Genomic DNA, 25467 nt, shown 5'->3' on the forward strand with positions numbered 1-25467 from the left:
AACCGGTATGGAACGATGAGCGAAGGCCGCGTCGAGGCGCTGTACGGCAAACTCAAGGAAATGGCGGTGAATTTCCGCATCCGTCCGGGCGAGCGGATCAACGAGGTCGCGCTGGCCCGCGAGCTCGATGCGAGCCGCACGCCGCTGCGCGAGGCGTTGAACCGCCTCGTCGCCGAGCGGCTGATCGAGTTCCAGCCCGGCAAGGGTTTTTTCTGCCGGCCGCTGGATCCGAAGCGGATCTACGAACTCTACGAGTTGCGCGGGATCGCCGAGGAGGCGGCGGTGCGCCTTGCCTGCCGGCGCGGCACCGACGAGGACTTCGCGGCTCTCAAGGAAAGCCTCTACGCCAACGGCCTGACCTATGTGGGCAAGACCGTGCGGGAAGTCACGACCTTCGACGAGGCCTTCCATGTCGGTATCGCGAAATTGTCGGGCAACGAGGAACTCGTCCGTCAGCTCATGCAGATCAACGAGCGCATCCGCTTCATCCGCTGGGTGGACATGGCTGTTCGCGTCCGCGAGACCAAGGGCGAGCACAAGCAGATCATGGCCGCGCTCGAGGCGCGTGACGCCGACAAGGCGGCGTCGATCATGCGGACCCATATTGCCAAGCGCATGGACCAGGTCGTCGCGGCCGTGAAGGAAGGCTATTCCAGTATCTACATGCCCGGCGAACAGCGGCTGTTCGACCAGCCCATTCCGGCGGAGGCGTGACATGAAGATTCGTGGCGGCAAGTCGGTTTACGGTGCGTCGGTCGGCATCCTGATGCTGGATGCGCGCTTTCCGCGGATCCCCGGCGACATGGGCAATGCGACCACATGGCCGTTTCCCGTTCTCTACCGCGTCGTTCGCCACGCCACGCCCGATCTCGTCGTGCGCAACAGGGCGGCGGGAACGCTCGACGCCTTTATTGCGGCGGCGCGCGACCTCGTGCGCGACGGCGTCGACGGGATCACGACCAACTGCGGCTTTCTCGCTCTGTTCCAGGACGAACTGGCGGACGCCGTCGGCGTGCCCGTGGCCACGTCGTCCCTGATGCAGGTGGCGATGGTCAACCGGCTTTTGCCGCGCGGAAAACGTGCCGGCCTCCTGACGATTTCCGGTTCGACATTGACCGCGGAACACCTGTCGAAGGCCGGCGTTCCAGATGGCACGCCTCTCGGCACGACCGAGGGCGGGCGTGAGTTTACCCGGGTCATTCTCGACAACGAACTGGAGCTCGATATCGAACTCGCGCGCCGCGACAATGTCGATGCGGCGCTTGCGATGTGTTCCGCACATCCGGACTTGGGAGCCATCGTGCTCGAATGCACGAACATGACGCCTTATGCGGCCGATATCGCGGCCGCGACCGGATTGCCGGTGTTCACCATCGAGAGCTTCATCACCTGGTTCCAGTCGGGACTTGCGCCGCGCCGCTTCTAGGGTCAGTACTGCCCGAGGACTCATGACGGGGGAACTGCGGATGAGCGGATATCTGTTCGAAGCGCCGGAGATCAAATCCATCCCGGTCAGGGGTGAGGACAAGTCCTACCCCGTGCGCCGCATTTTCTGCGTCGGCCGGAATTATGCCGCCCACGCCGCCGAAATGGGCTTCGAGGTCGATCGCGAGGCGCCGTTCTATTTCACCAAGTCCGCGACGACGCTGACGCATACGGGCGCGACGATTCCCTATCCGCCCGGCACTTCTAATTTTCACCACGAGATGGAGCTCGTGCTCGCCATCGGCGCGCCGGCATTCCGGGTTTCTCCGGACGAGGCGATGTCGGCGATCTACGGCTATTGCTGCGGTCTCGACATGACGCGGCGCGACCTGCAGCAGGCTGAGCGCGTCAAGCAGCGGCCATGGGATCTCGGCAAGGATGTCGAGAACGCGGCTGTCGTCGGGCCGATCACCAAGGCTGCCGATTTCGGGGCGGTCGCCCGTCAGCGCATTCATCTCGACGTCAATGGCGAGACGCGGCAGGACGCGACGCTCGAGGACCTGATCTGGAAGGTCGGGGAGATCGTCAGCCATCTGTCGGGCTTCTATCACCTCGCACCCGGCGATCTGATCATGACCGGGACGCCCGCCGGGGTCGGCGCGGTCGTCGCCGGAGACAGGATTACCGGCGGTATCGAGGGCCTCGATCCGATCGAACTGACCATCGGCGACGCCGAATAGTCACAGTGCGGCTCCATGTCGCCTGTGGCAACGTGTTACGAAAAATGGCGCCAAAAGCAAAAAAATTGTAGCGCTTTGAGGAGAAAGCCGGTTAAACCGGCCTTCAGCTTCAAAACGGAGGAGGAGTCCAATGAAGTTTGTGCGTAGAAATCTTCTGGCCCTGGCGGGCGCTGCCGGTCTCGCGGCGCTCGCGAGCGGTTTCGGCGCGCCGCAGGCGATGGCACAGAACGTGACGCTCCGGCTGCACCAGTTCCTGCCGGCGCAGGCAAATGTTCCCAAATACGTTCTCGATGTGTGGGCGGACAAGGTCGAGGCGGAATCCGACGGACGCATCAAGATCCAGCGCTTCCCGTCGATGCAGCTTGGCGGCACGCCGCCCGAACTGATCGACCAGGCGATCGACGGTGTCGCCGACATCGTCTGGACCGTGGCGGGCTACACGCCGGGACGTTTCCCGCGCGCCGAGGTGTTCGAACTGCCCTTCATGATGACAAATGCCGAGGCCGCGTCGAAGGCCTATTGGGATATCGCCGAGAAATACATGCTCGACGACGATTTCAAGGATTTTCACACGATCGGTGTCTGGGTCCATGGTCCGGGCCTGATCCATTCGAAGGAGCCGATCAAGTCGGTCGGAGACCTCAACGGCGTCAAGCTGCGCGCGCCAACCCGCGTGACGAACATGATGTTCTCCTCGATGGGCGCGACGCCGGTCGGCATGCCCGTTCCGGCCATCCCGGAAGCGCTGTCGAAGGGCGTGGTCGACGCCACGGTCATCCCGTGGGAAGTGGCCGGTATCCTCAAGGTTCCGGAACTGGTGACCAACCACACCGAGTTCGGCGATGCGTCGCTTTATACGACGTCCTTCATCTTCGCGATGAACAAGGACCGCTATGAAGGCCTTCCCGACGACCTGAAGGCGGTGATCGATGCCAATTCCGGTCTCGAATTCTCCGCCTTCGCCGGCAAGACGATGGCCGCATACGACGCACCGGTCCGCAAGATCGCTGTCGATCGCGGCAACAACATCATCGAGCTGACCCCCGACGAGGTGCAGGAGTGGCGCGACGCCTCCGCCGGCACGATCGACGCCTGGGTCAAGGAGATGGACGAGAAGGGTGTCGACGGCACCGGGCTGCTCGAGGAAGCGCGCGGCCTGATTGCGAAATACACCGACGGAAACTAACACTAGACCGGCCCCGGCGCCTGGCGCCGGGACCGGCCGCGACATGCCGGGGCGCAGGGGAGGAGCGGCTTGATTCTCAGGTTGATGGAGCTGCTGGCGCGCGTCATGGCGCTTGTCGGCGGTATCGTGCTCACCGCGCTGGTCGTCCTGACCTGCGTCAGCGTCATCGGGCGCGGTTTTAATACGCTCGGTCATTCCGAGTTCCTGGAGGGGCTGGTTCCGGCTCTCGCCGACATGCTGAAAACCTTCGGCCCGGTGAAGGGTGATTTCGAGGTGGTCGAGGCCGGTATCGCCTTTTCCATCTTCGCCTTCCTGCCGATCTGCCAGCTGCATGGCGGTCACGCGACGGTCGATGTCTTCACCAACCTGATGCCGAAGGCGGTCAATCGCTTCATCGTCGCCTTCTGGGAGGTCGCGCTGGCCACCTTGCTCGTGGTCATTTGCTGGCGTCTCTATGAAGGACTGCAGTCCAAGTTCGGCAATGGCGAGACGACCTTTCTCCTGCAATTTCCGATCTGGTGGGCCTATGCGGCAAGTTTCGCCGGTTCGGTCGTGGCGGTCATCGTCGGGGTCTATTGCGCCATCGCCCGCGTTTTCGGGCTTATCACCGGCGGCCACTACCTGCCGCGGTCTGAAGGAGCGGCCCATTGAGCATGCTCGAAATGGGATATCTGTCCTTTCCCGTGCTGTTGGTGCTGATCTTCCTGCGCGCGCCGATCGGCCTTGCCATGATGCTGTGCGGCATCGGCGGGCTCTATCTCGCGATGGGCGGGCCGACGGTGTTCCTCGCCAAGCTCAAGACCGAAACCTACACGACATTTTCCAGCTACTCGCTGTCGATCATTCCGATGTTCCTTCTGATGGGGCAGTTCGCGACGCTTTCCGGCATGTCGTCGGCGCTGTTCAAGGCGGCTGAAAGCTGGCTCGGCCACCGGCGCGGCGGCGTCGCCATGGCAGCCGTCGGGGCTTGCGCCGGTTTCGGCGCGATCTGCGGCTCGTCGCTGGCCACCGCGGCGACGATGAGCCGTGTGGCGCTCCCGGAACTGCGCCGCTACGGCTATTCGGGCGGGTTTTCCACTGCGACGCTCGCCGCCGGCGGCACGCTGGGCATCCTGATCCCGCCTTCGGTCATTCTTGTGATCTATGCGATCCTGACCGAGCAGAACATCGCCAAATTGTTCCTTGCCGCCTTCATTCCGGGCGTGCTCGCCGCGATCGGCTACATGATCACGATCTCGATTTATGTGCGGCTTTATCCCGATGCGGCTGGCACGCGCGAGCCGCAGCCCTATGCGGAACGTATCCGCGCGCTGCTTGATGTCTGGCCCGTGCTGATCGTCTTTCTCGTCGTGGTGGGCGGCATCTATCTCGGCTGGTTCACGCCGACGGAGGGCGCGGCGGTCGGTGCGGCCGGCACCGGGCTGATCGCGCTTCTCTCGGGCAATCTCAACTGGAAGGTCTTCGCCGACAGCATCCTTTCGACGGCGATGTCGACGGCGATGATCTTCTTCATCGTTCTGGGTGCCGGCTTCTACAATTCGTTCCTGGCGCTGAGCCAGGTGCCGCAGGAACTGTCCAGCTTCGTCGTCAGCCAGGGGTTCAGCCCGTGGGGCGTGCTGATGCTGATCCTCGTCTTCTACCTGATCTTCGGCTGCCTGATGGATTCCCTGTCGATGATCCTGCTGACGATTCCGATCTTCTTCCCGGTCATCAGCGCGCTCGATTTCGGAATGACGCCGGAGCATCTGGCGATCTGGTTCGGCATTCTCGTCCTGATCGTGGTGGAGGTCGGGCTGATCACGCCGCCTGTCGGCATGAATCTCTTCATCATCAATGCGATGGATCGCGAAACCCCGATGACGTCGACCTACAAGAGCGTGCTGTTCTTTGTCGGCTCCGACATCGTCCGCGTGGCGATCCTCGTCATGTTCCCGGCCATCACGCTGTTCCTGCTGCCGGCCTGATCTGCGACGCGGCAATCGCGCGGCCTTCGTTCGGCGATATTGTTATGGCGTATAACAATTATCTCTGATATCGGAAATTCAGGAGGCCGATATCAAGATGACAGAGACAGCCGAACTGGCGCCTGATCCCGTATCCGACAGTGTTTTGCGGAGCTTCGCGGGCTACGCGCTCAAGCGCGCATCGAATGCCGTCCAGGCCGATCTGGTGCGGACGCTCGAGCCGTTCGGCCTGCGCATGATCACCTTCACCGCGCTACTTCTGATCGTCGAAAATCCCGATCTCAGCCAGACCCAACTTGCCGGCGTGCTGGCCGTCGAGCGTTCCAATCTCGTCACCATTGTCGACGAACTGGAACAGGCCGGCTGGATCGCGCGGGGACAATCGCCAAGGGATCGGCGCAGTCATGCCTTGCGCGCCACATCGGCCGGCGAACGCCTTTGCACCGCGGCGCGTCGCGCCGTGGAGGCGCATGAGGCCCGGCTGTTCTCGGCGATCGGCGCCGACGGCAAGGCCATGCTGGTCGCCGCCCTGGGTCTTGTCGAAAATGCAGGAAACAAGCCGCCGGTCGGCGCGATTTCGGGAGCTGCACGATGAAACCCTTTTCGACGCCAATCGCCGACCTCCTGTTCAGCCTGAACGATATTGCCGGCGCGCATCGCATTACCGATTGGGATGCCGATCTCGCTGCCGAGCTGGCCGGGCATTTCGCCGCCTTCGCGGAGGGCGAGATCGCGCCGCTCGACGAACCGGGCGACAGCCAGGGCGCAAGGCTCGAGAACGGCCGGGTCCGTCTGCCGGACGGGTTCAAACAGGCCTATGCGGCCTATGTCGAGCAGGGCTGGCCGGGGCTGACCGCGCCGGAGGACTTCGGCGGACAGGCGATGGGCGGCGCTGTCGCCGCGATCGTCAGCGAGATCTTTTCCGGCGCCTGCCATTCCATGCAGATGGTCGCCGGGCTGGTGCCGGGCGCAATCCGGACGATCATGGCATTCGGAACCGACGACCAGAAGGCGCGAATGATCCCGCCGCTCGCCTCCGGTGAATGGCTGGCGACGATGTGCCTGACGGAACCCGGCGCGGGCTCCGACCTGTCGCGCATCCGGTGTCGCGCCTCTGAAACCGGCGACGGCTGGCGGATCGCGGGAGAGAAGATTTTCATCTCGGGTGGCGATCAGGATGTCAGCGACGGCATTCTGCATCTCGTACTGGCGCGGACATCCGATGACGGCATTCGCGGCTTGTCGCTGTTCCTCTGCCCGTCGGAGACGGCAGGCGGCGTGCGCAATGCGGTTTCCGTCGCCCGGATCGAGGAGAAGATGGGCCTTCACGCGTCGCCCACCTGCCAGATGGTCTTCGACGGAGCCGAGGCCGAGCTGATCGGCCAGCCGGGCGAGGGATTGAAGGCGATGTTCACGCTGATGAACCATGCGCGCCTCGATGTTTCCCTGCAGGGCGTGGCGCACGCGTCGCGCGCCGTCGACATTGCCCGCGTCTATGCGGCCGACCGTGTCCAGGGCCGGCGTGCGGACGGATCTCCGGCGACGCTCGACAGCCACGCGGACGTTCGCCGCATGCTCGATGAGATGGACTCGCTGGCGATCGGTGCCCGCGCCATCGCGCATCTGGCCCTTGTCATTCTCGAAACCGGCGAAAATCCGGATCTGGTCGAATTCCTGACGCCGGTCGCCAAGGTGTTCTGTTCGCAGGCCGGCATGCGCGCGGCCGAACTCGGCACGCAAATCCTCGGCGGCTACGGCTATCTGCGCGAATATCGGGTCGAGCAGACCTATCGCGATGCGCGGATCACAGCGATCTATGAGGGCGCGAACGGCATTCATGCCGGTGCGCTCGCATCGCGGGGGCTTCGTGTGGGCACCGGCGCCGATGCGTTTGGCGAACTCATCAGCGGGATCGCGGAGGAAACGGGCGCGGCGTCGCTGGACGAGGCCGCCGATCTCTGGACGACGGCGCGCGACACTGTTCGCGCGGCGGACGATCCGTCCCGTCTGGCGCATGATTTCATGCAGTTGAGCGGACAGGTTCTGTTCCTGGCATTGTGGGCCCGGATCGCATCGAAAAGCGCCGCGTCGCCCGATCCCGACCGCTACGCCCGTGTCGCATCCTTCGTCGCGCGTCGCGCGCCGCATGAGATGCGGGCGCAATTCGGGCGTCTGATGGCCGAGGCCGAGAGCTGAACGCAAGCGAGTTTGCGCTGCACAAAAATAGCCGCTAAAGAATCTGTCTGACTTTCACGCCAGACCGGATCCATAGCCTTGTCCATCAAGAAAATTCTTGTCGCCAACCGTTCCGAAATCGCCATTCGCGTGTTCCGCGCGGCCAATGAACTCGGGATCAAGACCGTTGCAATCTGGGCCGAGGAGGACAAGCTTGCGCTCCACCGGTTCAAGGCCGACGAGAGCTATCAGGTCGGTCGCGGGCCGCATCTCGACCGCGAATTGGGGCCGATCGAGAGCTATCTGTCGATCGAGGAAGTTCTGAGGGTTGCGCGCATTTCCGGCGCGGACGCGATCCACCCGGGTTACGGCCTCCTGTCGGAAAGCCCGGAATTCGTCGAGGCCTGCGAAGCGGCAGGTGTCACCTTCATCGGGCCGAAGCCCGAGACCATGCGGGCGCTTGGCAACAAGGTCGCCGCACGCAATCTCGCCATTTCTGCGGGCGTTCCCGTCGTTCCGGCGACCGAACCGCTTCCCGATGACATGAACGCCGTGAAGACAATGGCGCTTGAGGTCGGCTACCCGGTGATGCTCAAGGCGTCCTGGGGTGGCGGGGGCCGCGGCATGCGCGTGATCCGCTCGGAAGGCGAGATCGAGCGCGAAGTTCTGGAAGCCAAGCGCGAGGCGCGCGCGGCCTTCGGCAAGGACGAGGTCTATCTGGAAAAGCTGGTCGAGAACGCGCGCCACGTCGAGAGCCAGATTCTCGGCGACACGCATGGCAACGCCGTTCACCTGTTCGAGCGCGATTGCTCGATCCAGCGGCGCAACCAGAAGGTCGTGGAGCGCGCGCCGGCACCCTATCTCAACGCCGAACAGCGCGCCGAGCTGGCCGAATACTCGCTGCGTATCGCCAATGCCACGAGCTATATCGGCGCGGGCACCGTCGAGTATCTCATGGATGCCGACACCGGCAAATTCTACTTCATCGAGGTCAATCCGCGCATCCAGGTCGAGCACACCGTGACCGAGGAGGTCACCGGCATCGACATCGTCAAGGCGCAGATCCACATCCTCGAAGGCGCGGCGATCGGCACGCCGGAATCGGGCGTTCCGAAACAGGAAGACATCAAGCTCAACGGTCATGCGCTGCAATGCCGGATCACCACGGAAGACCCGGAACAGAACTTCATTCCCGATTACGGCCGCATCACCGCCTATCGCGGCGCAACCGGCTTCGGCATCCGGCTCGACGGCGGCACGGCCTATTCCGGCGCGGTGATCACCCGCTTCTACGATCCGCTTCTGGAAAAGGTGACGGCCTGGGCGCCGACCCCGCAGGAGGCGATCAACCGCATGGACCGCGCGCTGCGCGAGTTCCGTATTCGCGGCGTGGCGACGAACCTGACCTTCCTCGAGGCGATCATCGGCCACGAGAAATTCCGCAACAACACCTACACGACCAAGTTCATCGACAGCACGCCGGAACTGTTCGAGCAGGTGAAGCGCGCCGACCGGGCGACCAAACTGGTGACCTATATCGCCGACGTGACGGTAAACGGGCATCCAGAGACCAAGGGCAGGCCGCTGCCGCCGGCGGACGCCGCGCCGCCGATCGTGCCGTGGCCGGGCATCAAGATCCCCGAGGGCGGCACCAAGCGCAAGCTGGACGAGCTCGGACCGGAAGGTTTCGCCAAGTGGCTGCGGGCGGAAAACCAGGTCTATCTGACCGACACGACCATGCGCGACGGCCACCAGAGCCTTCTGGCGACGCGCATGCGCACCGACGATATCGTGAAGATCTCGGGCTGTTATGCGCGGGTGCTTCCGCAACTCCTGTCGCTGGAATGCTGGGGTGGCGCGACCTTCGATGTCGCGATGCGCTTCCTCACCGAGGATCCGTGGGAGCGGCTGGCGAAAATCCGCGAGCAGGTTCCCAACCTGTTGCTGCAGATGCTGCTGCGCGGCGCCAACGGCGTCGGCTACACCAACTATCCCGACAATGTGGTCAAGCATTTCGTGCGCCAGGCGGCTGCCGGCGGGATCGACCTTTTCCGCGTCTTCGACTGCCTCAACTGGGTCGACAACATGCGCGTCTCGATGGACGCCGTGTGCGAGGAAAACAGGATCTGCGAAGCGACGATCTGCTACACCGGCGACATCCTGAATTCCGCGCGCCCGAAATACGACCTGAAATATTATGTCGAACTGGCGGGCGAACTGGAAAAGGCCGGCGCGCACATGCTGGCCGTCAAGGACATGGCCGGTCTTCTCAAGCCGGCGGCGGCGCGGGTGCTGTTCAAGGCGCTGCGTGAATCAACCGACCTGCCGATCCATTTCCACACCCACGACACGTCGGGCATCTCCGCTGCGACGGTGCTTGCGGCGGTGGACAGCGGCGTCGACGCGGTCGATGCGGCGATGGATTCCTTCTCCGGCAACACCTCGCAGCCCTGCCTCGGCTCCATCGTCGAGGCGCTGCGCGGCACCGAACGCGATCCGGGGCTCGACGCGGAGTGGATTCGCAAGATCTCCTTCTATTGGGAGGCGGTGCGCAACCAGTATGCCGCCTTCGAAAGCGACCTGAAGGGCCCCGCCTCGGAGGTCTATCTGCACGAGATGCCGGGCGGCCAGTTCACCAATCTCAAGGAACAGGCGCGCTCGCTCGGTCTCGAGACGCGCTGGCACGAGGTGGCGCGCGCCTATCACGACGTCAACATGATGTTTGGCGATATCGTCAAGGTGACGCCGTCCTCCAAGGTGGTCGGCGACATGGCGCTGATGATGGTCAGCCAGGACATGACCGTCGATGACGTCACCAATCCGGACAAGGACATCGCCTTCCCGGATTCCGTCGTGTCGATGATGCGCGGCGATCTCGGCCAGCCGCCTTCCGGATGGCCCGAGGGCATCCAGAAGAAGGTGCTGAAGAACGAGACGCCCTATACCGACGTGCCCGGCTCGCTGCTGCCGCCGGCCGATCTGGATGCGAAGCGTAGGGAAATCGAGGAGAAGCTGGAGCGCGAGGTCAGCGAGTTCGAGTTCGCGTCCTACCTGATGTATCCGAAGGTCTTCACCGATTTCGGGCACGCCCAGGCCATGTATGGCCCGGTCTCCGCACTGCCGACACCGGTCTATTTCTACGGACTCGGTCAGGAAGAGGAAGTGCTGGCCGAGATCGAGAAGGGCAAGACGCTTGTCATTCGCTGCCTCGCCGTCGGCGAGACGGACGAGAAGGGCATGGTCACCGTCTTCTTCGAGCTGAACGGTCAGCCGCGCCGGATCAAGGTGCCCGACCGGGCGCATGGCGCAGCCGGCTCTGCCGCACGCCGCAAGGCCGAGCCCGGCAACGAGGCTCACGTCGGAGCGCCGATGCCGGGCGTGATCTCCACCATCGGCGTCTCTGCCGGCCAGGAGGTCAAGGCGGGCGACGTGCTGGTTTCAATCGAGGCGATGAAGATGGAGACGGCCATCCACGCCGAACGCGACGGCACAATCGCCGAAGTCGCGGTCAAGGCGGGCGACCAGATCGACGCAAAGGACTTGCTGGTCGTCTACGAGGGCTGACGGCCGTTACGGATGAAGCGCACTTGGAAAACTTCGAGACTGGAACGTTAGCTGCGTGTGTCTTTGTGAAATGATGCGCTCGATCGGCAATACTCAGTGAAATGCTATATACTGCGTTAACAGAGAAGTTTTACAAAATCGAAACTCGATGATATCATCGATATCAAACCGAGGTTGACAGTGAGCGATCTTCTCATCCGCAATATCCCCGATCATCTGAAGGCCGATATCTCGCGCCGCGCGAGAGAGACAGGCCGCAGCCTTTCCGATGAGGTAAAGGAACTGCTTCGCAAGGGGCTTTTAGCCGATCTGGAGAAGCAGGCTCCGGCGGGCGAAACCGCCTATGACGCAATGCGCAGGGCATTCGCCGGTGCTCATCTCTCCGATGCGGACCATGGTAAGCTGATGGAAGGTGTCGAGGCCGGGCGCGAGGACATGGGCCGAACTGTTCCCGATCCCGGATGATCCTCCTCGACACCAACGTTATTTCGGAGATTGCGAAATCCGTTCCCGACGCAAATGTTGCTGACTGGCTGCGGCGCGTGGATCCGGGGGAGCTCTATCTTTGCGCTCCCGTCGTCGCGGAACTGGCCTATGGCGGGCAGCGCATTCGGCTACGCGATGGGTCAACCCGGTTTCTCGAAGCTCTGGAAGGATTACTCACCGGGCAATTCATCAATCGCGTGCTGGAGTTTGATCAGCACGTGGCGTTTCGATTTGGCGAAATTCGCGCTGCGCGGGAAGCGGCTGGGCGCCCGATTTCCGTTATGGACGCCATGATAGCCGCCATATGCAAAGCGTATGGCGCTAACCTCGCCACACGCAATGTACGTGATTTCGATTTACTCGAAATCGGCGTCTTAAATCCATTTGAAGTCCAACGTTGACTTCTAGATCATCCCAAGCAGCATAAGAATCACGACGATCACCAGGATCGTGCCGACAATGCCGAGCGGGGCGTTGCCGAAGCGTCCGCGCGCGGGGATGGCGCCGATCAGGAGCAGGATCAGGATAATCAGAAGAATAGTGCCGACGGTCATGGCGGTTCCTTTCAACGGGTTGCCACCCCATAACGTCAGGTGAGTTGAAACGGTTCCCACGCCGGTCGGCGCATCGTGATGCGAATGTCTGTTGACTCCGTGTTTCTGCACGTTTATGCGCGTTTCTGCACGATTTAGGAAACCGTCATGAGCATGCTCCCCGGCGAAAGGCTGGACCTCATCGCAAGCCGTCTTCAGACGGACGGAAAGGTCGTCGCCGTCGATCTGGCGCGCGAGCTCGACGTTTCGGAAGACACGATCCGTCGGGACTTGCGCGATCTTTCCGCGCGCGGCCTTTGCCAACGCGTCTATGGCGGCGCGCTGCGTCCCGCCGTTTCCACCGGCACGCTCGACGAACGCTCGCGACAGCAGTCCGAAGCCAAGTCGGCGCTTGCTCGCGCCGCCATCGACTGGATCGCGGAAGGGTCCAGCGTGTTCCTTGACGCCGCGTCGACCAATCTAGCCATCGCCGATGCACTGCCGCGCGATTTCGGCCTGACCTGCATCACCAACGCGCCGCAAATCGCCAGCGCGCTCACGCTGCGCGGCGATTGCGACGTCGTCTCCATCGGCGGCCTTGTGGACAGGACGGTCGGGGCGGCGATCGGCGCGGAAGCCATTAATGCGGCGCGCAATTTTCGTCCGGACATCTGCTTTCTCGGCGCCTGCGGCGTCGATCCACGGGCCGGCATCTCCGCGGTTCACGCCGAGGATGCGAGCTTCAAGCGCGCCATCGCCGGCGCCAGCGCGATGACCATCGTGCCGGTGACGACGGCCAAGCTGATGACGGCGGCGCCGTTTCACGTGCTGGAGCTTGCCGATTGCACCGCCGTTCTGGTCGAAGCGGATGCGCCCGAGGCGGCAGTCGAAGCCTGTCGCGCCGCCGGCGCGAACATAAGGAGATGCGGACAATGAGCGTGGCAAACACAACCGGAGACGGTGCGCTGCGCGCGCCGCAATACAGGTCTTCGTCGCGCTGGGCGGTTTCGGCCGCCTTTTACGCCAATGGTTTCGTCGTTGGCCACTGGGCACCGAAGATCCCCGTCCTGGCGGAACGGCTGGCAATCAGCGAATCCGTCCTTGGCGCGCTGGTCATCATGTTCGGGGTTGGTGCGCTGATTGCCCTGCTCACGGGCGCGGTCCTGACGACACGTTACGGGTCCGACCGTATCGTGCGATGGACATCGTTCCTTTTGGTGCCGGGCCTGCTGCTGATTTCCCTGTCGCCGAACGTTGCCGTCACGGCTTTTTCAATGCTCTGGCTCGGCGTTTTCATGGGCGCGATGGACGGCGCGATGAACGCCAATGCCGTCAGCGTGGAAAAGGCGCGCGGCCGGGCGATCATGTCGTCGTGCCACGGTTTCTGGAGCCTCGGCGGTTTGACGGGTGCGCCGTTGGGCGGCTGGATGCTGTCGCGCTTCGGCGACATGGGTCATTCGATCGGCGTGCTGGTCTTGACCGGAATCCTCGTGATCGGCGCGCAGTTCTTCTATTTCAAGGATGCCAAACTGCTGGCCGTCGAGGAGACCACAGAGAAGAAGGCATTCTCGTTCGGGCGTATTCTCGCCCTGCTTCCACGCGGTTTCGGTATCTATCTGCTCGGCATCTGCGCCTTCCTGTCCTTCGTGCCGGAGGGGTCCATCCTCGACTGGAGCGCTCTTTACCTCGCCAAGGATCACGGCGCGCCCGTGGCGATCGCGGGTTATGCCTTCGCGGCGTTTTCCGGGACGATGGCGCTGATGCGCTTCCTGGGGGATGGCATCCGAGACCGGTTCGGCGATGGACGGACGTTCCTCGTCTCGGCGCTGATCGCCAGCATCGGCTTTGCCTTCGCCGGCCTGTCGGAGGGTATGCCGATGGTGATTGTCGGCTTCCTGATCTGCGGCCTTGGCCTTGCCAACATGGTGCCGATCGTCTTTTCGGCCGGTGGCCGGTTTCCGGGCATTGAACCGGCCATCGGGATCGGGATCGTCACCGCCTTCGGGTATTCGGGCGCGCTGACGGCGCCTGCGGTTCTCGGCTTCGTCGCGGAGCATTTCGGCCTCGCGGTGATCTTCGCCGCTTTCTCCGTGGTGCTGATCGCGACCGCCGCCCTTTCGCTCTCATTGCGCTCGCTCAGGATCTGAGTTCGCCGAGCGGCAGGGCCGAGAACCGTTCGGCCAGGAAATCATAGACGCGGCGCACCTTGGCGCTATGGCGTAACTCGCGATGCGAGCAGAGCCAGTAGGGCAGCGGGTCGATCCGCAATTGCGGCAGGATGCGCACGAGCTCGGGCGCCCGGGCCGCGATGGCCACCTGCGCGAAGCCGATCCCGGCACCCGACCGCAGCAACTGCCATGACGCGATCGGATGGTCGGTCCGGAAGGTGAATGCCGAGCGCTCGCATGTCATGCCGAGAGCAGCCATTCCGCGCAGGACCAGGTCGCCCCTGTCCTGGCCGATGATGCGGTGGGAAAAGACGTCGTCAGGCCCGCTCGGCGTGCCGTGTCTCGCGAGATAGTCGCGATGCGCGAATGCGCCCATGGCGGCCTCGTTGACCTTGCGGACGATCAGGTCGTTCTGGACCGGGCGAACCATCCGCACCGCGATATCGGCATCACGGGCGATAAGGTTCTGCACCGAGTCGCTGGCGACGAGTTCTATCTCGAGCGCGGGTTCCTCCTCGGCGAGCGCGACAAGCATGTCGGGCAGAAGGAAGGTCGAGACGACTTCGGACGCGGTAATGCGGATCGTGCCCTCGACGGCGGTCTCCCTGCCGGCGGCTGCCATCGCGAAACTGTCGGCACCAGCCTGCATGGCGCGGGCTTCCGCTGCCAGCGCGAGGGCGTTTCGGGTCGGCGTCATGCCGGACCGGCCGCGTTCGAACAGCACCAGGCCGGTCAACGTCTCCAGTTCGTCGACATGGCGTCCGAGCGTCGGTTGCGAGGTTCCGGTCGCGGAAGCCGCACCGGAAAGCGTCCCGGCGTCGAGCACGGCGAGGAAACTCTTGATCAGGTTCCAGTCGAAGCGACGATCATCCATTCAATAATGAATAGCATAGATCAATTCTCATTCATATTCATTCGTTCATGAATTTCCTAGATCGTCTGCATCAATCGAATCCAAGGAGACGGATCATGCAGACAGTTGCAATTCTCGGAGCCGCCGGACGCAATGGCGACGCGGTGGCAAGGGCGTTTCTCGATGCCGGCTGGCGTGTGCGCGGCGTCGCGCGGGGCGCGAAGGTGAAGACTTTGGCGGCCGGCGTCGAGCCGGTGTCGGCGGATGCATTCGACCGGGATGCGCTGATCGCCGCCTGTGCGGGCGCCGATGTCATCGTGCACACGCTCAATCCGGCCTATGACGACTGGACCGACACGATCATCCCGCTGGCCGAAAACGTCCTGGCGGCGGCCGAAGCGGCGGGCGCGACGATCATGATCCCCGGCAATGTCTACAATTTTGGCTACACGATCCGGCCGGATACGGATGAAGACGCGCCGTTTTCCGGCGACACCGAAAAGGCCCGGCTGCGCATCGCGATGGAAGCGCTCTACGAGCGCGCAGCGCGGCAAAAAGGCGTCAGGACGATCATCATCCGTGCTGGCGATTTCTTCGGCGGCACACGGCCGGAAAGCTGGCTCGACCTGATGATCCTGAAGGACCTGAAGAAGGACAGGATGACATGGCCGGGCCCCTGGAACCTTGTCCATGCCTTCGCCTATCTGCCGGATCTCGCGGAGACCTTCGTGCGGGTGGCCGAAAGGCGCGGTGAAACGGATCCGTTCACCGTTCTGCATTTCCGCGGCCATGCCGTGACCGGCGAAGAGATGCATGCGGCGGCCGAGACGGCGGCAGGCCGTCCGCTGAAACGCGCGAACACGCCCTGGATCCTGCTGCGCGCCATCGGCCTGTTCAATCCCGTCCTGCGGGAAATTGTGAAAATGTCCTATCTCTGGCGCGTCCCGCATTCGCTGGCGAATGGCAGGCTGGAAGCGCTGATCGGCTCCGAGCCGCACCGCCCGCTCGAAACCGCACTGGCCGAGGCCATCGCCGACATGAAACTCGACCGTCCGTCCGCGGCAGGGACCGGGCCGGCGCAGCGCACCGTTGTTGCCTGAGCTGGATTCGCGGTCGGCCGCCTGGATTGACGTGGCGCACTGCAAGGTAAACTTGCGGTGCGTTTTGCCGCATGTTTCGCCCATGGATGAGCGCCCTTGGTCTAATTTACCTATGGACTCACTTCGCTATAAACCGCACACAATACGGGTACTTGGGCATGGAGGAGGCGTATTCCGTGCCTGCCCAAAACGTCGAAATCCTAGGAATCCCGGGGAGGTAATGAATGTCCAGTCCTGTCTATCGAGTTTTGCCGGACGCCAAGAAGCGCGCGCTGATCGACGATGACAAATACCTGAAATGGTACAAGCAGAGCATCAGTTCGCCGGACAAGTTCTGGGCAAAGCACGGCAAGCGCATCGACTGGTTCAAGCCCTACACGAAGGTCAAGAACACCTCTTTCAAGGGCAAGGTCTCGATCAAGTGGTTCGAGGACGGCGTCACCAATGTTTCCTACAACTGCATCGACCGCCACCTGAAAAAGCGCGGCAACCAGACCGCGATCATCTGGGAAGGCGACAATCCCTACGACGACAAGCACATCACCTATAACGAGCTTTACGACAAGGTCTGCCGGCTCGCCAATGTGATGAAGTCGAACGGCGTCAAGAAGGGCGACCGCGTCACCATCTACATGCCGATGATCCCCGAGGCGGCCTTTGCGATGCTCGCCTGCGCGCGCATCGGCGCGATCCATTCGATCGTCTTCGGCGGCTTCTCGCCGGACGCGCTCGCCGGACGCATCGTCGATTGCAAATCCAACTTCGTCATCACGGCCGATGAGGGATTGCGCGGCGGCAAGAAGATTCCGCTCAAGCACAATACCGACCTCGCCATCGAGATCGCGGAACGCGAGGAAGTGAAGGTCGACAATGTGCTCGTCGTCCAGCGCACCGCCGGCAAGATCGAGTGGTTCGAGGATCGTGATATCTGGTATCATGAGGCGATCGCCAGCGCGAAACCGGATTGCCCGCCCGCCAAGATGAAGGCCGAGGATCCGCTGTTCATCCTTTACACCTCGGGCTCGACCGGCAAGCCGAAGGGCGTGCTGCACACGACCGGGGGCTACCTCGTCTATGCGTCGATGACGCATGAATATGTCTTCGACTATCACGAGGGCGACGTCTATTGGTGCGGCGCGGATGTCGGCTGGGTCACCGGCCACTCCTATATCGTCTACGGACCGCTGGCGAACGGCGCTACGACGCTGATGTTCGAGGGCGTCCCGACCTATCCGACGCCGTCGCGCTTCTGGGACGTTATCGACAAGCACAAGGTCAATATCTTCTACACCGCGCCGACCGCCATCCGTGCCCTGATGGGAGCAGGCGACGAGCATGTGAAGAAGTCGTCGCGCAAGACGCTGCGCACGCTGGGTTCGGTCGGCGAGCCGATCAATCCGGAAGCCTGGGAATGGTATTACAATGTCGTCGGCGAGAAGCGCTGCCCGATCGTCGATACATGGTGGCAGACCGAGACCGGCGGCATCATGATCACGCCGCTGCCGGGTGCGACCAATCTGAAGCCGGGCTCGGCAACGCGGCCCTTCTTCGGCGTGCAGCCGCAACTGGTCGATGCCGATGGCGATGTGCTGGAGGGAACCGCCGACGGCAATCTGTGCATCATCGATTCATGGCCGGGCCAGATGCGCACGGTCTATGGCGACCATGATCGCTTCGTGCAGACCTATTTCTCGGCCTACAAGGGCAAGTATTTCACCGGCGATGGCTGCCGGCGCGATGCCGATGGCTACTACTGGATCACCGGCCGCGTCGATGACGTGATCAACGTGTCGGGGCACCGCATGGGCACCGCCGAGGTGGAATCCGCCCTGGTGAGCCACGACGCCGTTTCCGAGGCCGCCGTGGTGGGCTATCCGCACGACATGAAGGGTCAGGGCATCTATTGCTACGTGACCCTGATGGAAGGGACCGAAGGCTCCGACGAAGTGCGCAAGGAACTGGTCAAGCATGTGCGCACCGAGATCGGTCCGATCGCCTCGCCGGACAAGATCCAGTTCGCGCCGGGACTTCCGAAGACCCGTTCCGGCAAGATCATGCGCCGCATTCTGCGCAAGATCGCCGAGGACGATTTCGGCGCACTTGGCGACACCTCGACGCTCGCCGATCCGTCGGTGGTCGACGACCTGATCGAGAATCGCCAGAACAAGCGCTGATCCGCGCTCGGGTCGGCACCGACCTTGTGACCTCAAGCACAGGCGGCTTCGGCCGCCTGTGTCATTTTCGTCTCCAACACACAACGTGAATCCGCAGGCGCAGGCCTCGAGGTTCGTTTCATGGAGACGACAATGAAAAAATTCATCCTTGCCGCGGCGCTCGCCGCGATATCGACCGGCGCAATGGCCGGAGGCAATTTCCAGCAGGGCGGATCGGGACCGTTCGACGTCAAGTCGGCGATGCTCGCGATCAAGTCGCCGGCGACCAATGCCTGCCCGGCAAACGCCAAGATGAAGGCTTGGATCTACACGACCAAGGCCGGTCCGGTTCGCTACATGATGATCCGCCACGGCCAGGGCGCCGGTCCGATCCAGACGGTGATGGCCAAGAAGATCAACGGGAAATATGTCGCCGAGATCTCGCGGACGCTTTCCATTCACCACAAGATCGACGCGAAATACCGGATCGCGGCGCGCGGCGCGGGCGACTACCGGTTCTCGAACTGGGTGCCGCTGAAAGCGAATTGCACGATCCCGCTGGGCGGCTGACGCGCAGCCCGGACCGTCTGCCTGACGGATTTCGGCCAACCCCTTGCGAAATCGGAGATGTGCCTTCACATTAGGCTTGTCTTCAACAATCGAAAGGAGGTGATCCGATGTCGAGTGGTTCTATGGTTTCGGTGCGGTCTATGCGGGTCTCACTCCGTCGGAGCAGCCTCTGACGGACAGCGATGTCCCGTGCAGCCGGATTGGCGCGCAAGCGCCGCGGTCTGACGACCGACCGGCACCCGGAATTGCGAAGGCCGCCCTCTCGGGCGGCCTTTTCATTTCGTTGCATCGCATGCCTGCCGGTCAGTTGACCAGCCGCAGGCCCTTGATGTCGCGCGCGATCTCGAGGAACGCGGCTTCAAGGCTGTCTTCGTTCGTCGCGTTGTAATAGTTCTTCGATCCGTTGGAGGACGAAGCACAACTCTTCATCAGCGATTCGGCGGAGGAGCCGGCTGCGAAGGCGATCGAATAGACCTTGATGCCGCTGTTCTTCATCGCGCTGCACAGGCCGAGCGCGTAGTCCTCTGACAAGTTGGTGCCATAGCTCGAGCAGGAGTGACCGTTCGATTCGAAGGTGTTGAACTCGCCATCGGTCATGATGATGGCGTATTTGCTGGTGCCCGGCTCGTCGAAATCGGCCGCCTTCGAATCGGTCGGCCATGCCGAGTTCCATTTCGAGGACATCATGTAATAGGCCCAGGCGATGGCGATATGGCCCGCTGTACACCCGTCGGCTCTGAAGCTGTCGATTCGGTTGTTGAGCGTGCTCTGGCTGGCCGTCAACGGAAGGATCTTGGCGTTCGGGCAGCTATATTCGGACGAACCGATCTTCGCGGACGGGCTTGCGAAGGCATCCGTGAAGCGTTGCGGCCCGGTGCGTTCGCGCACGCAGTCCGGATATGTCGTCTCGGTCCAGCAGTTCTGGTTCCACCACCAGCCGCTGCAATAGGTTTTGGTGACGCCTGTGGTCGAAATCTTGTCGATCACCGGTTCCGCGTTGACCGCCTCCGAATAGGGGACGAGTCCGACGCGGATTCGGTCGCCGCTGTCCATATCCTCGAACAGCGTCTTGACGCCGAGCTTGGCGGCATCCTTGAGCGCGGACAGCTTCGTCGGCGAGTAACGGCCGCCGATCTTGCTGTCCATCGAGCCGGTGACGTCGAGCGCCATGACGACCTCGACCTCCGTGTTCGAGAACTGGGCCTTGGAGGTCGCGTCGATGCGATGATTGTCGTAGCCGACGATACCCGTGAAGGTCATCGGCATGAGCGTGTGCGCCTTGACCTCGAGCGAGCGGTTGACCTTGTCCACCTTGATGGAATCGATATCGACCGTTTTTGCGGTGATGTTGCGCTCGTCGAGATTGGCGTCGATGTATTTCCGCACAGCGGTTTCGGCATCCTTCAATTCGATGTCGCCAAGCGTCAGCCCCTGCGTCGTCGCGAGGACGGCCGCATCGACGGCGAAGACAAGCTTGTTGTGAACCTGGAACATCCGTGCCACGTCGATCGCCAGCGCGGACCCCATGAGAAGGGTTGTTCCCATCACGACGAACATGGTGGCGAAGTTCCCGCGCTTGTCGCGGGCGAAATCCTTGAGACAGTTCAATACGGTGCGCACGGCCAATCTCCTGCTAGGCTTGGTTTCGGTGTCCGCCGGGCAGACTCCATGCCTCTTGGCGCGCAAAATAGGGTGCACTTCGTTTTCGGATGGCTAATTTCGGCGGGCTTTAGGGATTCGATTATCAAACGCGCTAAACGTGGGGTTAACGCATAAGCCCGAATTCGCGTAATGGCGTTCAGATCCGCGAAATCATTGACCGGGAACCGTTGGAATTGCTTGCTTTATCGGATCCCTGTGGGCGCTGGAATCGGCGCCCGGTCTCCCGTTCCGGGACAGAGCCCTCGAACGGCGCTCAGAAGTCGACGGCTATGCCCTTGACCTCCCAGTCCCCGTATCGGGCTGGATCCTTGCCGCCACGCCCGCCGATTTCGCGGCGGCGCTTTTCCTCGGCGGCGGCCATTTCGGCGCGGCGCGCCTCGGCCTCGGCGAGTGCGCGACGCGCCGCCGGTGGCAGCATGTCCGGTGTCTTCGCCGGCGCGGATTCGGAGCCGGTTTCGCCGACGGCCGTTTCGTCCGCTCCGTCCTTGTCCATATCGTCGCTCATCCTATCCGTCCGGCCATGCCGCTTTGCCGTTGAAAATGCGCCTCGGCGCACACACTATTATAGGCCTGACACGGCCCGAGTCCAACGGGCACCGGACATGGAGACCGCGCGATGAACATGATGAAAACAGCGATGCTGATCGCCTTCATGACCGCCCTGTTCATGGCCATCGGCTACATGATCGGCGGCACGGGCGGCATGATGATCGCCCTCGTCATAGCGCTTGCGATGAACGCCTTTTCCTACTGGAATTCCGACAAGATGGTGCTGCGCATGCACAATGCCGTCGCCGTCAACCGGAAGAACGCGCCGGAATATTACGGAATCGTCGAAAGCCTGGCAGACCGCGCCGGCTTGCCCATGCCCGCGGTCTACCTGATCAAGAACGACCAGCCGAACGCCTTCGCGACGGGCCGCAATCCGCAAAACGCTGCCGTCGCGGCGACCACCGGACTGCTCGAACGCCTGAGCCAGGAGGAGGTCGCCGGCGTGATGGCGCATGAACTGGCGCATATCCAGAACCGCGACACGCTGACCATGACGATCACGGCCACGCTCGCAGGCGCGATTTCGATGCTCGGCAATTTCGCCTTCTTCTTCGGCGGATCGCGCGACAACAACAATCCGTTCGGCTTCATCGGCATTCTGGCCGCGATGATCGTCGCGCCGTTTGCGGCGATGATCGTGCAGATGGCGATCAGCCGGACGCGCGAATATTCCGCCGACAGGCGCGGCGCGGAAATCTGCGGCAATCCGGAATGGCTGGCGAGCGCTCTCGCCAAGATCGCCTCGGCGGCCGGGCGAACGGTCAATGTCGCGGCGGAACGCAACCCGGCGACCGCGCATATGTTCATCATCAATCCGCTGAACGGCCAGCGCGCCGATAGCCTGTTCTCGACGCATCCGGACACGGAAAACCGCATCCGCGCCCTGATGGCGATGGCCTCCGACATGGATGGCCGGGTCGACAGGGCGCAGCCCGCGCCTCAGCCGGTTGAGCTTCAGCCCGAGCGGCCTTCGTCGCGCCCCGCGCGGTCCGGCTCTTCCGGCATTCCCAAGACCGGCCGCAAATGGGGCCGTGGCGGCGACCAGGGACCGTGGGGTTGAGCGCGCCGGCCGGCAGGTGGAAAACGAGGCCGCGCGCAAAGTCCGGACCGTCCACGCAAATCGACAAACCGGGACTTGCGGCGCGCCAGGCGGCGCACCGTATTCTTGGCGCCATTCTCGACGCGAAGGCGTCGATGGACGGTCTTACCGACGAGGCGCACGGTCATCCGCATTACCTCGCGCTGGAGCCGCGCGACCGGGCGCTGGTCCGCGCCATCTTGCTGACCGCGCTGCGCCATTGCGGCGATCTCGACGACACGATCACGCGCTTTACGGAAAAGCCGCTGCCGGCCGGCGCGACGGCCCTGCGGGCCATCCTGCTTGCCGGTTTCGCGCAGATCCTGTTTCTCGACGTGCCGGACCATAGCGCCGTTGACCTCGCGGTCGCCTCGGCGCAGGCGGATCCCCGTTCGCGGCGATTTTCCGGTCTGGTCAACGCGTTACTGCGCCGCGCCGCGCGCGAGAAGGAGACATTGCTCGCGCGTTACGCGACCGCGCCGGTGCGCGCGCCGCAATGGTTCGCCGACCGCCTGGCCGCGATATATGGCCCCGAGACGGCGGTTGCCATCGATGCCTGTCATCGGCTGGAAGCGCCGATCGATCTGACGCTGAAAGCCGCGGAACGCGACAGGGCGGATGCCTGGGCCGAGCGGCTTGGCGCCATCGTCCTGCCGACCGGTTCGCTGCGGCTTGCCGGCCTGAGCCGCGATCTCGTCTCGCTCGACGGGTTCGACGACGGAGCCTGGTGGGTGCAGGACGCGGCGGCCGCCATGCCGGCGCGCCTCTTGGGGAACCTTTCCGGCAAGACGGCACTCGATTGTTGCGCCGCGCCGGGCGGCAAGACCGCGCAATTGGCGGATGCCGGCGCAAATGTGACCGCGCTCGACATGTCGGCGAACCGGCTCAAACGGCTGTCGGCCAATCTCGACAGGCTGGGGCTTTCCGGCAGCTGCCATACGGTCGCGACCGATATGTTCGCCTTTGCGCCCGACGAGTTGTTCGACGCCGTGCTTCTCGATGCGCCGTGTTCCTCGACCGGAACGGTCCGCCGCCATCCGGACGTGCCGTACACAAAGTCGCTTGCTGATATCGCGAAACTCGCCGATCTGCAGGCGCGAATGCTCGACAAGACGGCGGAATTCGTCGCGCCCGGGGGCATGATTGTCTTCTCCAACTGTTCGCTCGACCCGGACGAGGGCGAGGCCGTGGCGCGCCGCTTTGCCGGCAAGTGGACGGATTTCGAAATCGTCCCGATCCGGCGCGAGGAAGCGCCGGGGCTGGAGGATGCGATCACGTCCGACGGGTTCCTGCGATTGACACCGGCGCATCTCGATCTTGGCGATCCGGCGATCAGCGGCGTGGACGGGTTTTTCGCTGTCCGCTTCCGGCGTCTTGCCTAGTGTTCGAAGAAGCCCCTTGATTGTACAGTGTGGCGAATCGATAAACTTCGATTCGTCATGACTGGCGGGATGGAGAACTTTTGGGCCGACCCACATTGATGAACGATCCCGGCTATTGGCTGTCGGGCGTTCGTATCTTTTGGTCCGGATTGCGTCACCGCATCCAGAAGGGCCCGGTATTTGCCTGGCGGTTCATAGGACCGGTGCCGGAACGGCTGGTCATGGTCCCACCGGACCTGCGCCCTACCGACCCGCTTGTCGCCCGCGATATCTATGAGGGCCGCTATTCCTTTGCCGGTCGGGTCGTCGATACCGGTGGCGCGTCGCCCTTTTCGGTGACGCCTCCATCCATCGGATGGGAGGACTCGCTTCACCAGTTCCGATGGCTCCGGCACATGAAGGGCGCGCAGAGCGACCTTGCATCCAACAATGCCCGCGCGCTGGTCAACGACTGGATCCTGAGCCACGGGCGCAATCTCTCGGGCAATGCCTGGAAGATGAAGGTGACCGCGGCGCGCGTCATTGCATGGATGCAGTATTCGCGGTTGCTCCTGATCGACAGCGATGCGGTCTTCTACCGGCGTTTCATGGGATCGCTGGCGCGGCAGGTCCGTTATCTGCGCGGGCTCGCTTCATCGACGAATGACGACCTCGATGCCCTGAATGTGCGCATTGCACTTGCCTATGCCTCGCAGGTCCTGCCGCCGTCGGCGCGGTTCGAAAAGGCGGCGTCGAAGAATCTCGAGAACCAGTTGCGCCTGCAGATCCTGCCGGATGGCGGACATGCCAGCCGGTGCCCCGATGTGCTGCCCGGCCTGCTCGCCGACCTGCTGCCGCTCGCGCAATGCTACGTCTCGGCGTCGAAGCCGGTGCCGCAGGAACTGGTCCGCGCCATCGACCGGATATTTCCGGCGCTTCGGTTCTTCCGCCATGCGGATGGCCATATCGCGCTGTTCCACGGAGCGGGTGGCACCAATCTCAACCTGACCGCCGCCGTTCTCAGGCACGACCAGAACGGTGCGCAGCCGCTCGGCCACATGCCGCATTCGGGCTACCAGCGGCTTGCGCGCGGTGGCACGATCATCCTTGCCGATACCGGCGTTGCGCCGTCCGGCGCGTACGCCTTCGGCGGTCATGCGAGTTGCCTCGCCTTCGAAATGTCGAGCGGGCGGCAACGCCTGATCGTCAATAGCGGCATCGATGGCCTGCGTCGCGAACGCTATCGCGAAATGGCGCGCATGACGGCGGCGCATTCGACGCTTGTTCTGGACGACACGTCCTCGGCGCGCATCGCGGGGATCGCACGGTCTCCGGGCGACCGCCCGCCACGGATCGTGTCCGGCCCGTCCACCGTTCGCATCGAGCGTCGGGAAGACCCGGCGAAGCCGGGATTCGCGGCCCAGCATGACGGATATCTGCGCCAGTTCGGCCTTTGGCACGAACGCGCCATTTCGCTGCATGACGACGGAACACGCGTCGACGGCCACGACAGACTGATCCATCCGGGGCGGCAGGGCGGCGATCATCAGTACCAGTTCGATATCCGGTTTCATCTGCATCCGGTCGTTCATGCCTCGCGTGAGGATGCGCGGACGATCCACCTGTCGACCGACCAGGGCGAAAGCTGGCTCTTTTCGGCCAACAGGGGCGACGTGACGCTGGAGGATTCGGTGTATTTCGCCGGCATCGCCGGTCCGGTCCGGTCGCGTCAGATCGTGATCGCCGATTTCTGGCCGCAGACGGACACGGTCGAGTGGATCATCCGCAAGGTCTGACAGTCCATCTTTCACTGCAAAACGGGCCCCTGCGATAGGCAAGGCGCAGCCGTCATGCTAGCAGCGGCGGCAATTGCTTCCCTGTTACCGAAAGTTCGACT

The 25467-nt window shown here is 63.2% G+C and carries 23 protein-coding genes; 19 read left to right on the forward strand and 4 right to left on the reverse strand.

Annotated elements, in window-relative coordinates; all coding sequences use genetic code 11:
• Positions 1–15 precede the first annotated feature (15 nt).
• The 11 genes from ACQK2M_RS04440 to ACQK2M_RS04490 all read left to right on the forward strand — a co-directional run bounded on the left by ACQK2M_RS04440 (position 16) and on the right by ACQK2M_RS04490 (position 11941).
• A complete protein-coding gene (locus tag ACQK2M_RS04440; RefSeq protein ID WP_425416800.1) occupies positions 16–714 on the forward strand; it encodes a GntR family transcriptional regulator in 699 nt (232 codons plus the stop codon).
• A 1-nt stretch (position 715) separates the two neighbouring features.
• A complete protein-coding gene (locus ACQK2M_RS04445; RefSeq protein WP_425416801.1) occupies positions 716–1426 on the forward strand; it encodes an aspartate/glutamate racemase family protein in 711 nt (236 codons plus the stop codon).
• A 40-nt stretch (positions 1427–1466) separates the two neighbouring features.
• Positions 1467–2165 carry a fumarylacetoacetate hydrolase family protein gene (locus ACQK2M_RS04450; protein ID WP_425416802.1) on the forward strand — a complete coding sequence of 233 codons (699 nt, stop codon included), beginning with the start codon at positions 1467–1469 and terminating at the stop codon, positions 2163–2165.
• A gap of 130 nt (positions 2166–2295) precedes the next feature.
• Positions 2296–3351 carry a TRAP transporter substrate-binding protein gene (locus tag ACQK2M_RS04455; protein WP_425416803.1) on the forward strand — a complete coding sequence of 352 codons (1056 nt, stop codon included), beginning with the start codon at positions 2296–2298 and terminating at the stop codon, positions 3349–3351.
• 69 nt (positions 3352–3420) lie between these two features.
• On the forward strand, positions 3421–4002 hold the full coding sequence (locus ACQK2M_RS04460) for a TRAP transporter small permease (protein WP_425416804.1): 582 nt from the start codon (positions 3421–3423) through the stop codon (positions 4000–4002).
• Positions 3999–5315: a TRAP transporter large permease gene (locus tag ACQK2M_RS04465; RefSeq protein ID WP_425416805.1), complete on the forward strand. Its 1317-nt coding sequence runs from the start codon at positions 3999–4001 to the stop codon at positions 5313–5315. Before ACQK2M_RS04460 ends, ACQK2M_RS04465 begins: the two co-directional genes overlap by 4 nt.
• A gap of 97 nt (positions 5316–5412) precedes the next feature.
• Positions 5413–5910, forward strand: a complete 498-nt coding sequence (locus tag ACQK2M_RS04470) for a MarR family winged helix-turn-helix transcriptional regulator (RefSeq protein ID WP_425416806.1) — start codon at positions 5413–5415, stop codon at positions 5908–5910.
• On the forward strand, positions 5907–7511 hold the full coding sequence (locus ACQK2M_RS04475) for an acyl-CoA dehydrogenase family protein (RefSeq protein ID WP_425416807.1): 1605 nt from the start codon (positions 5907–5909) through the stop codon (positions 7509–7511). The genes ACQK2M_RS04470 and ACQK2M_RS04475 overlap by 4 nt, the downstream gene beginning before the upstream one ends.
• A 78-nt stretch (positions 7512–7589) precedes the next feature.
• Complete coding sequence (gene pyc / locus ACQK2M_RS04480; RefSeq protein WP_425416808.1) at positions 7590–11054, forward strand: pyruvate carboxylase; 3465 nt, start codon at positions 7590–7592, stop codon at positions 11052–11054.
• A gap of 180 nt (positions 11055–11234) precedes the next feature.
• The gene (locus ACQK2M_RS04485; protein WP_223477347.1) at positions 11235–11519 is read left to right on the forward strand and encodes a FitA-like ribbon-helix-helix domain-containing protein; all 285 of its coding nucleotides are present in this window, start codon (positions 11235–11237) and stop codon (positions 11517–11519) included.
• Positions 11516–11941: a type II toxin-antitoxin system VapC family toxin gene (locus tag ACQK2M_RS04490; RefSeq protein WP_425416809.1), complete on the forward strand. Its 426-nt coding sequence runs from the start codon at positions 11516–11518 to the stop codon at positions 11939–11941. Before ACQK2M_RS04485 ends, ACQK2M_RS04490 begins: the two co-directional genes overlap by 4 nt.
• 3 nt (positions 11942–11944) lie before the next feature.
• Here the strand turns inward: ACQK2M_RS04490 and ACQK2M_RS04495 are convergent, their stop codons facing one another.
• A complete protein-coding gene (locus tag ACQK2M_RS04495; protein WP_223477345.1) occupies positions 11945–12094 on the reverse strand; it encodes a DUF3309 family protein in 150 nt (49 codons plus the stop codon).
• A 147-nt stretch (positions 12095–12241) separates the two neighbouring features.
• Here ACQK2M_RS04495 and ACQK2M_RS04500 point away from each other — a divergent pair, with 147 nt between their 5' ends.
• Together ACQK2M_RS04500 and ACQK2M_RS04505 are read left to right on the forward strand one after the other, a co-directional pair.
• Complete coding sequence (locus tag ACQK2M_RS04500) at positions 12242–13009, forward strand: DeoR/GlpR family DNA-binding transcription regulator (protein ID WP_425416810.1); 768 nt, start codon at positions 12242–12244, stop codon at positions 13007–13009.
• Positions 13006–14220: an MFS transporter gene (locus tag ACQK2M_RS04505; protein WP_425416811.1), complete on the forward strand. Its 1215-nt coding sequence runs from the start codon at positions 13006–13008 to the stop codon at positions 14218–14220. The genes ACQK2M_RS04500 and ACQK2M_RS04505 overlap by 4 nt, the downstream gene beginning before the upstream one ends.
• On the opposite strand, the gene ACQK2M_RS04510 is transcribed toward ACQK2M_RS04505, so the two are convergent.
• Positions 14210–15115, reverse strand: coding sequence for a LysR family transcriptional regulator (locus ACQK2M_RS04510; protein ID WP_223477342.1), 906 nt, complete (start codon positions 15113–15115; stop codon positions 14210–14212). The genes ACQK2M_RS04505 and ACQK2M_RS04510 overlap by 11 nt on opposite strands.
• Positions 15116–15210: 95 nt before the next feature.
• On the opposite strand from ACQK2M_RS04510, the gene ACQK2M_RS04515 reads away from it, so the two are divergent.
• The 3 genes from ACQK2M_RS04515 to ACQK2M_RS04525 all read left to right on the forward strand — a co-directional run bounded on the left by ACQK2M_RS04515 (position 15211) and on the right by ACQK2M_RS04525 (position 18917).
• Positions 15211–16194 (forward strand): NAD-dependent epimerase/dehydratase family protein, encoded by a 984-nt coding sequence (locus tag ACQK2M_RS04515; protein ID WP_425416812.1) that lies wholly within the window; start codon positions 15211–15213, stop codon positions 16192–16194.
• Between the two features lie 224 nt (positions 16195–16418).
• Positions 16419–18368: an acetate--CoA ligase gene (gene acs / locus ACQK2M_RS04520; protein WP_223477340.1), complete on the forward strand. Its 1950-nt coding sequence runs from the start codon at positions 16419–16421 to the stop codon at positions 18366–18368.
• Positions 18369–18500: 132 nt separating this feature from the next.
• Positions 18501–18917: a hypothetical protein gene (locus tag ACQK2M_RS04525; protein WP_425416813.1), complete on the forward strand. Its 417-nt coding sequence runs from the start codon at positions 18501–18503 to the stop codon at positions 18915–18917.
• A gap of 303 nt (positions 18918–19220) precedes the next feature.
• Here ACQK2M_RS04525 and ACQK2M_RS04530 read toward each other — a convergent pair whose 3' ends face one another.
• Positions 19221–20537, reverse strand: a complete 1317-nt coding sequence (locus ACQK2M_RS04530; protein WP_425416814.1) for a vWA domain-containing protein — start codon at positions 20535–20537, stop codon at positions 19221–19223.
• 295 nt (positions 20538–20832) lie between these two features.
• Positions 20833–21084: a DUF1674 domain-containing protein gene (locus ACQK2M_RS04535; RefSeq protein WP_223477337.1), complete on the reverse strand. Its 252-nt coding sequence runs from the start codon at positions 21082–21084 to the stop codon at positions 20833–20835.
• Positions 21085–21195: 111 nt separating this feature from the next.
• On the opposite strand from ACQK2M_RS04535, the gene htpX reads away from it, so the two are divergent.
• The 3 genes from htpX to ACQK2M_RS04550 all read left to right on the forward strand — a co-directional run bounded on the left by htpX (position 21196) and on the right by ACQK2M_RS04550 (position 25366).
• Positions 21196–22191: a zinc metalloprotease HtpX gene (htpX, locus tag ACQK2M_RS04540; protein WP_425416815.1), complete on the forward strand. Its 996-nt coding sequence runs from the start codon at positions 21196–21198 to the stop codon at positions 22189–22191.
• Positions 22155–23591, forward strand: a complete 1437-nt coding sequence (locus ACQK2M_RS04545) for an RsmB/NOP family class I SAM-dependent RNA methyltransferase (protein ID WP_425416816.1) — start codon at positions 22155–22157, stop codon at positions 23589–23591. The genes htpX and ACQK2M_RS04545 overlap by 37 nt, the downstream gene beginning before the upstream one ends.
• Before the next feature lie 80 nt (positions 23592–23671).
• Positions 23672–25366, forward strand: a complete 1695-nt coding sequence (locus ACQK2M_RS04550) for a heparinase II/III family protein (RefSeq protein WP_425416817.1) — start codon at positions 23672–23674, stop codon at positions 25364–25366.
• Positions 25367–25467 lie beyond the last annotated feature (101 nt).

Source organism: Oricola indica (genome assembly GCF_965227485.1).
Classification (GTDB): domain Bacteria; phylum Pseudomonadota; class Alphaproteobacteria; order Rhizobiales; family Rhizobiaceae; genus Oricola; species Oricola indica.

What these genes read in the sequence shown, in the direction of transcription:
- ACQK2M_RS04495 (WP_223477345.1), bottom strand. Translation starts at nt 12,094, where the DNA reads ATGACCGTCGGCACTATTCTTCTGATTATCCTGATCCTGCTCCTGATC.
- ACQK2M_RS04450 (WP_425416802.1), top strand. Translation starts at nt 1,467, where the DNA reads ATGAGCGGATATCTGTTCGAAGCGCCGGAGATCAAATCCATCCCGGTC.
- htpX (WP_425416815.1), top strand. Translation starts at nt 21,196, where the DNA reads ATGAACATGATGAAAACAGCGATGCTGATCGCCTTCATGACCGCCCTG.
- ACQK2M_RS04505 (WP_425416811.1), top strand. Translation starts at nt 13,006, where the DNA reads ATGAGCGTGGCAAACACAACCGGAGACGGTGCGCTGCGCGCGCCGCAA.
- ACQK2M_RS04490 (WP_425416809.1), top strand. Translation starts at nt 11,516, where the DNA reads ATGATCCTCCTCGACACCAACGTTATTTCGGAGATTGCGAAATCCGTT.
- ACQK2M_RS04535 (WP_223477337.1), bottom strand. Translation starts at nt 21,084, where the DNA reads ATGAGCGACGATATGGACAAGGACGGAGCGGACGAAACGGCCGTCGGC.
- ACQK2M_RS04500 (WP_425416810.1), top strand. Translation starts at nt 12,242, where the DNA reads ATGAGCATGCTCCCCGGCGAAAGGCTGGACCTCATCGCAAGCCGTCTT.
- ACQK2M_RS04525 (WP_425416813.1), top strand. Translation starts at nt 18,501, where the DNA reads ATGAAAAAATTCATCCTTGCCGCGGCGCTCGCCGCGATATCGACCGGC.
- ACQK2M_RS04440 (WP_425416800.1), top strand. Translation starts at nt 16, where the DNA reads ATGAGCGAAGGCCGCGTCGAGGCGCTGTACGGCAAACTCAAGGAAATG.
- ACQK2M_RS04510 (WP_223477342.1), bottom strand. Translation starts at nt 15,115, where the DNA reads ATGGATGATCGTCGCTTCGACTGGAACCTGATCAAGAGTTTCCTCGCC.
- ACQK2M_RS04455 (WP_425416803.1), top strand. Translation starts at nt 2,296, where the DNA reads ATGAAGTTTGTGCGTAGAAATCTTCTGGCCCTGGCGGGCGCTGCCGGT.
- ACQK2M_RS04545 (WP_425416816.1), top strand. Translation starts at nt 22,155, where the DNA reads ATGGGGCCGTGGCGGCGACCAGGGACCGTGGGGTTGAGCGCGCCGGCC.
- acs (WP_223477340.1), top strand. Translation starts at nt 16,419, where the DNA reads ATGTCCAGTCCTGTCTATCGAGTTTTGCCGGACGCCAAGAAGCGCGCG.
- ACQK2M_RS04445 (WP_425416801.1), top strand. Translation starts at nt 716, where the DNA reads ATGAAGATTCGTGGCGGCAAGTCGGTTTACGGTGCGTCGGTCGGCATC.
- ACQK2M_RS04475 (WP_425416807.1), top strand. Translation starts at nt 5,907, where the DNA reads ATGAAACCCTTTTCGACGCCAATCGCCGACCTCCTGTTCAGCCTGAAC.
- ACQK2M_RS04515 (WP_425416812.1), top strand. Translation starts at nt 15,211, where the DNA reads ATGCAGACAGTTGCAATTCTCGGAGCCGCCGGACGCAATGGCGACGCG.
- ACQK2M_RS04470 (WP_425416806.1), top strand. Translation starts at nt 5,413, where the DNA reads ATGACAGAGACAGCCGAACTGGCGCCTGATCCCGTATCCGACAGTGTT.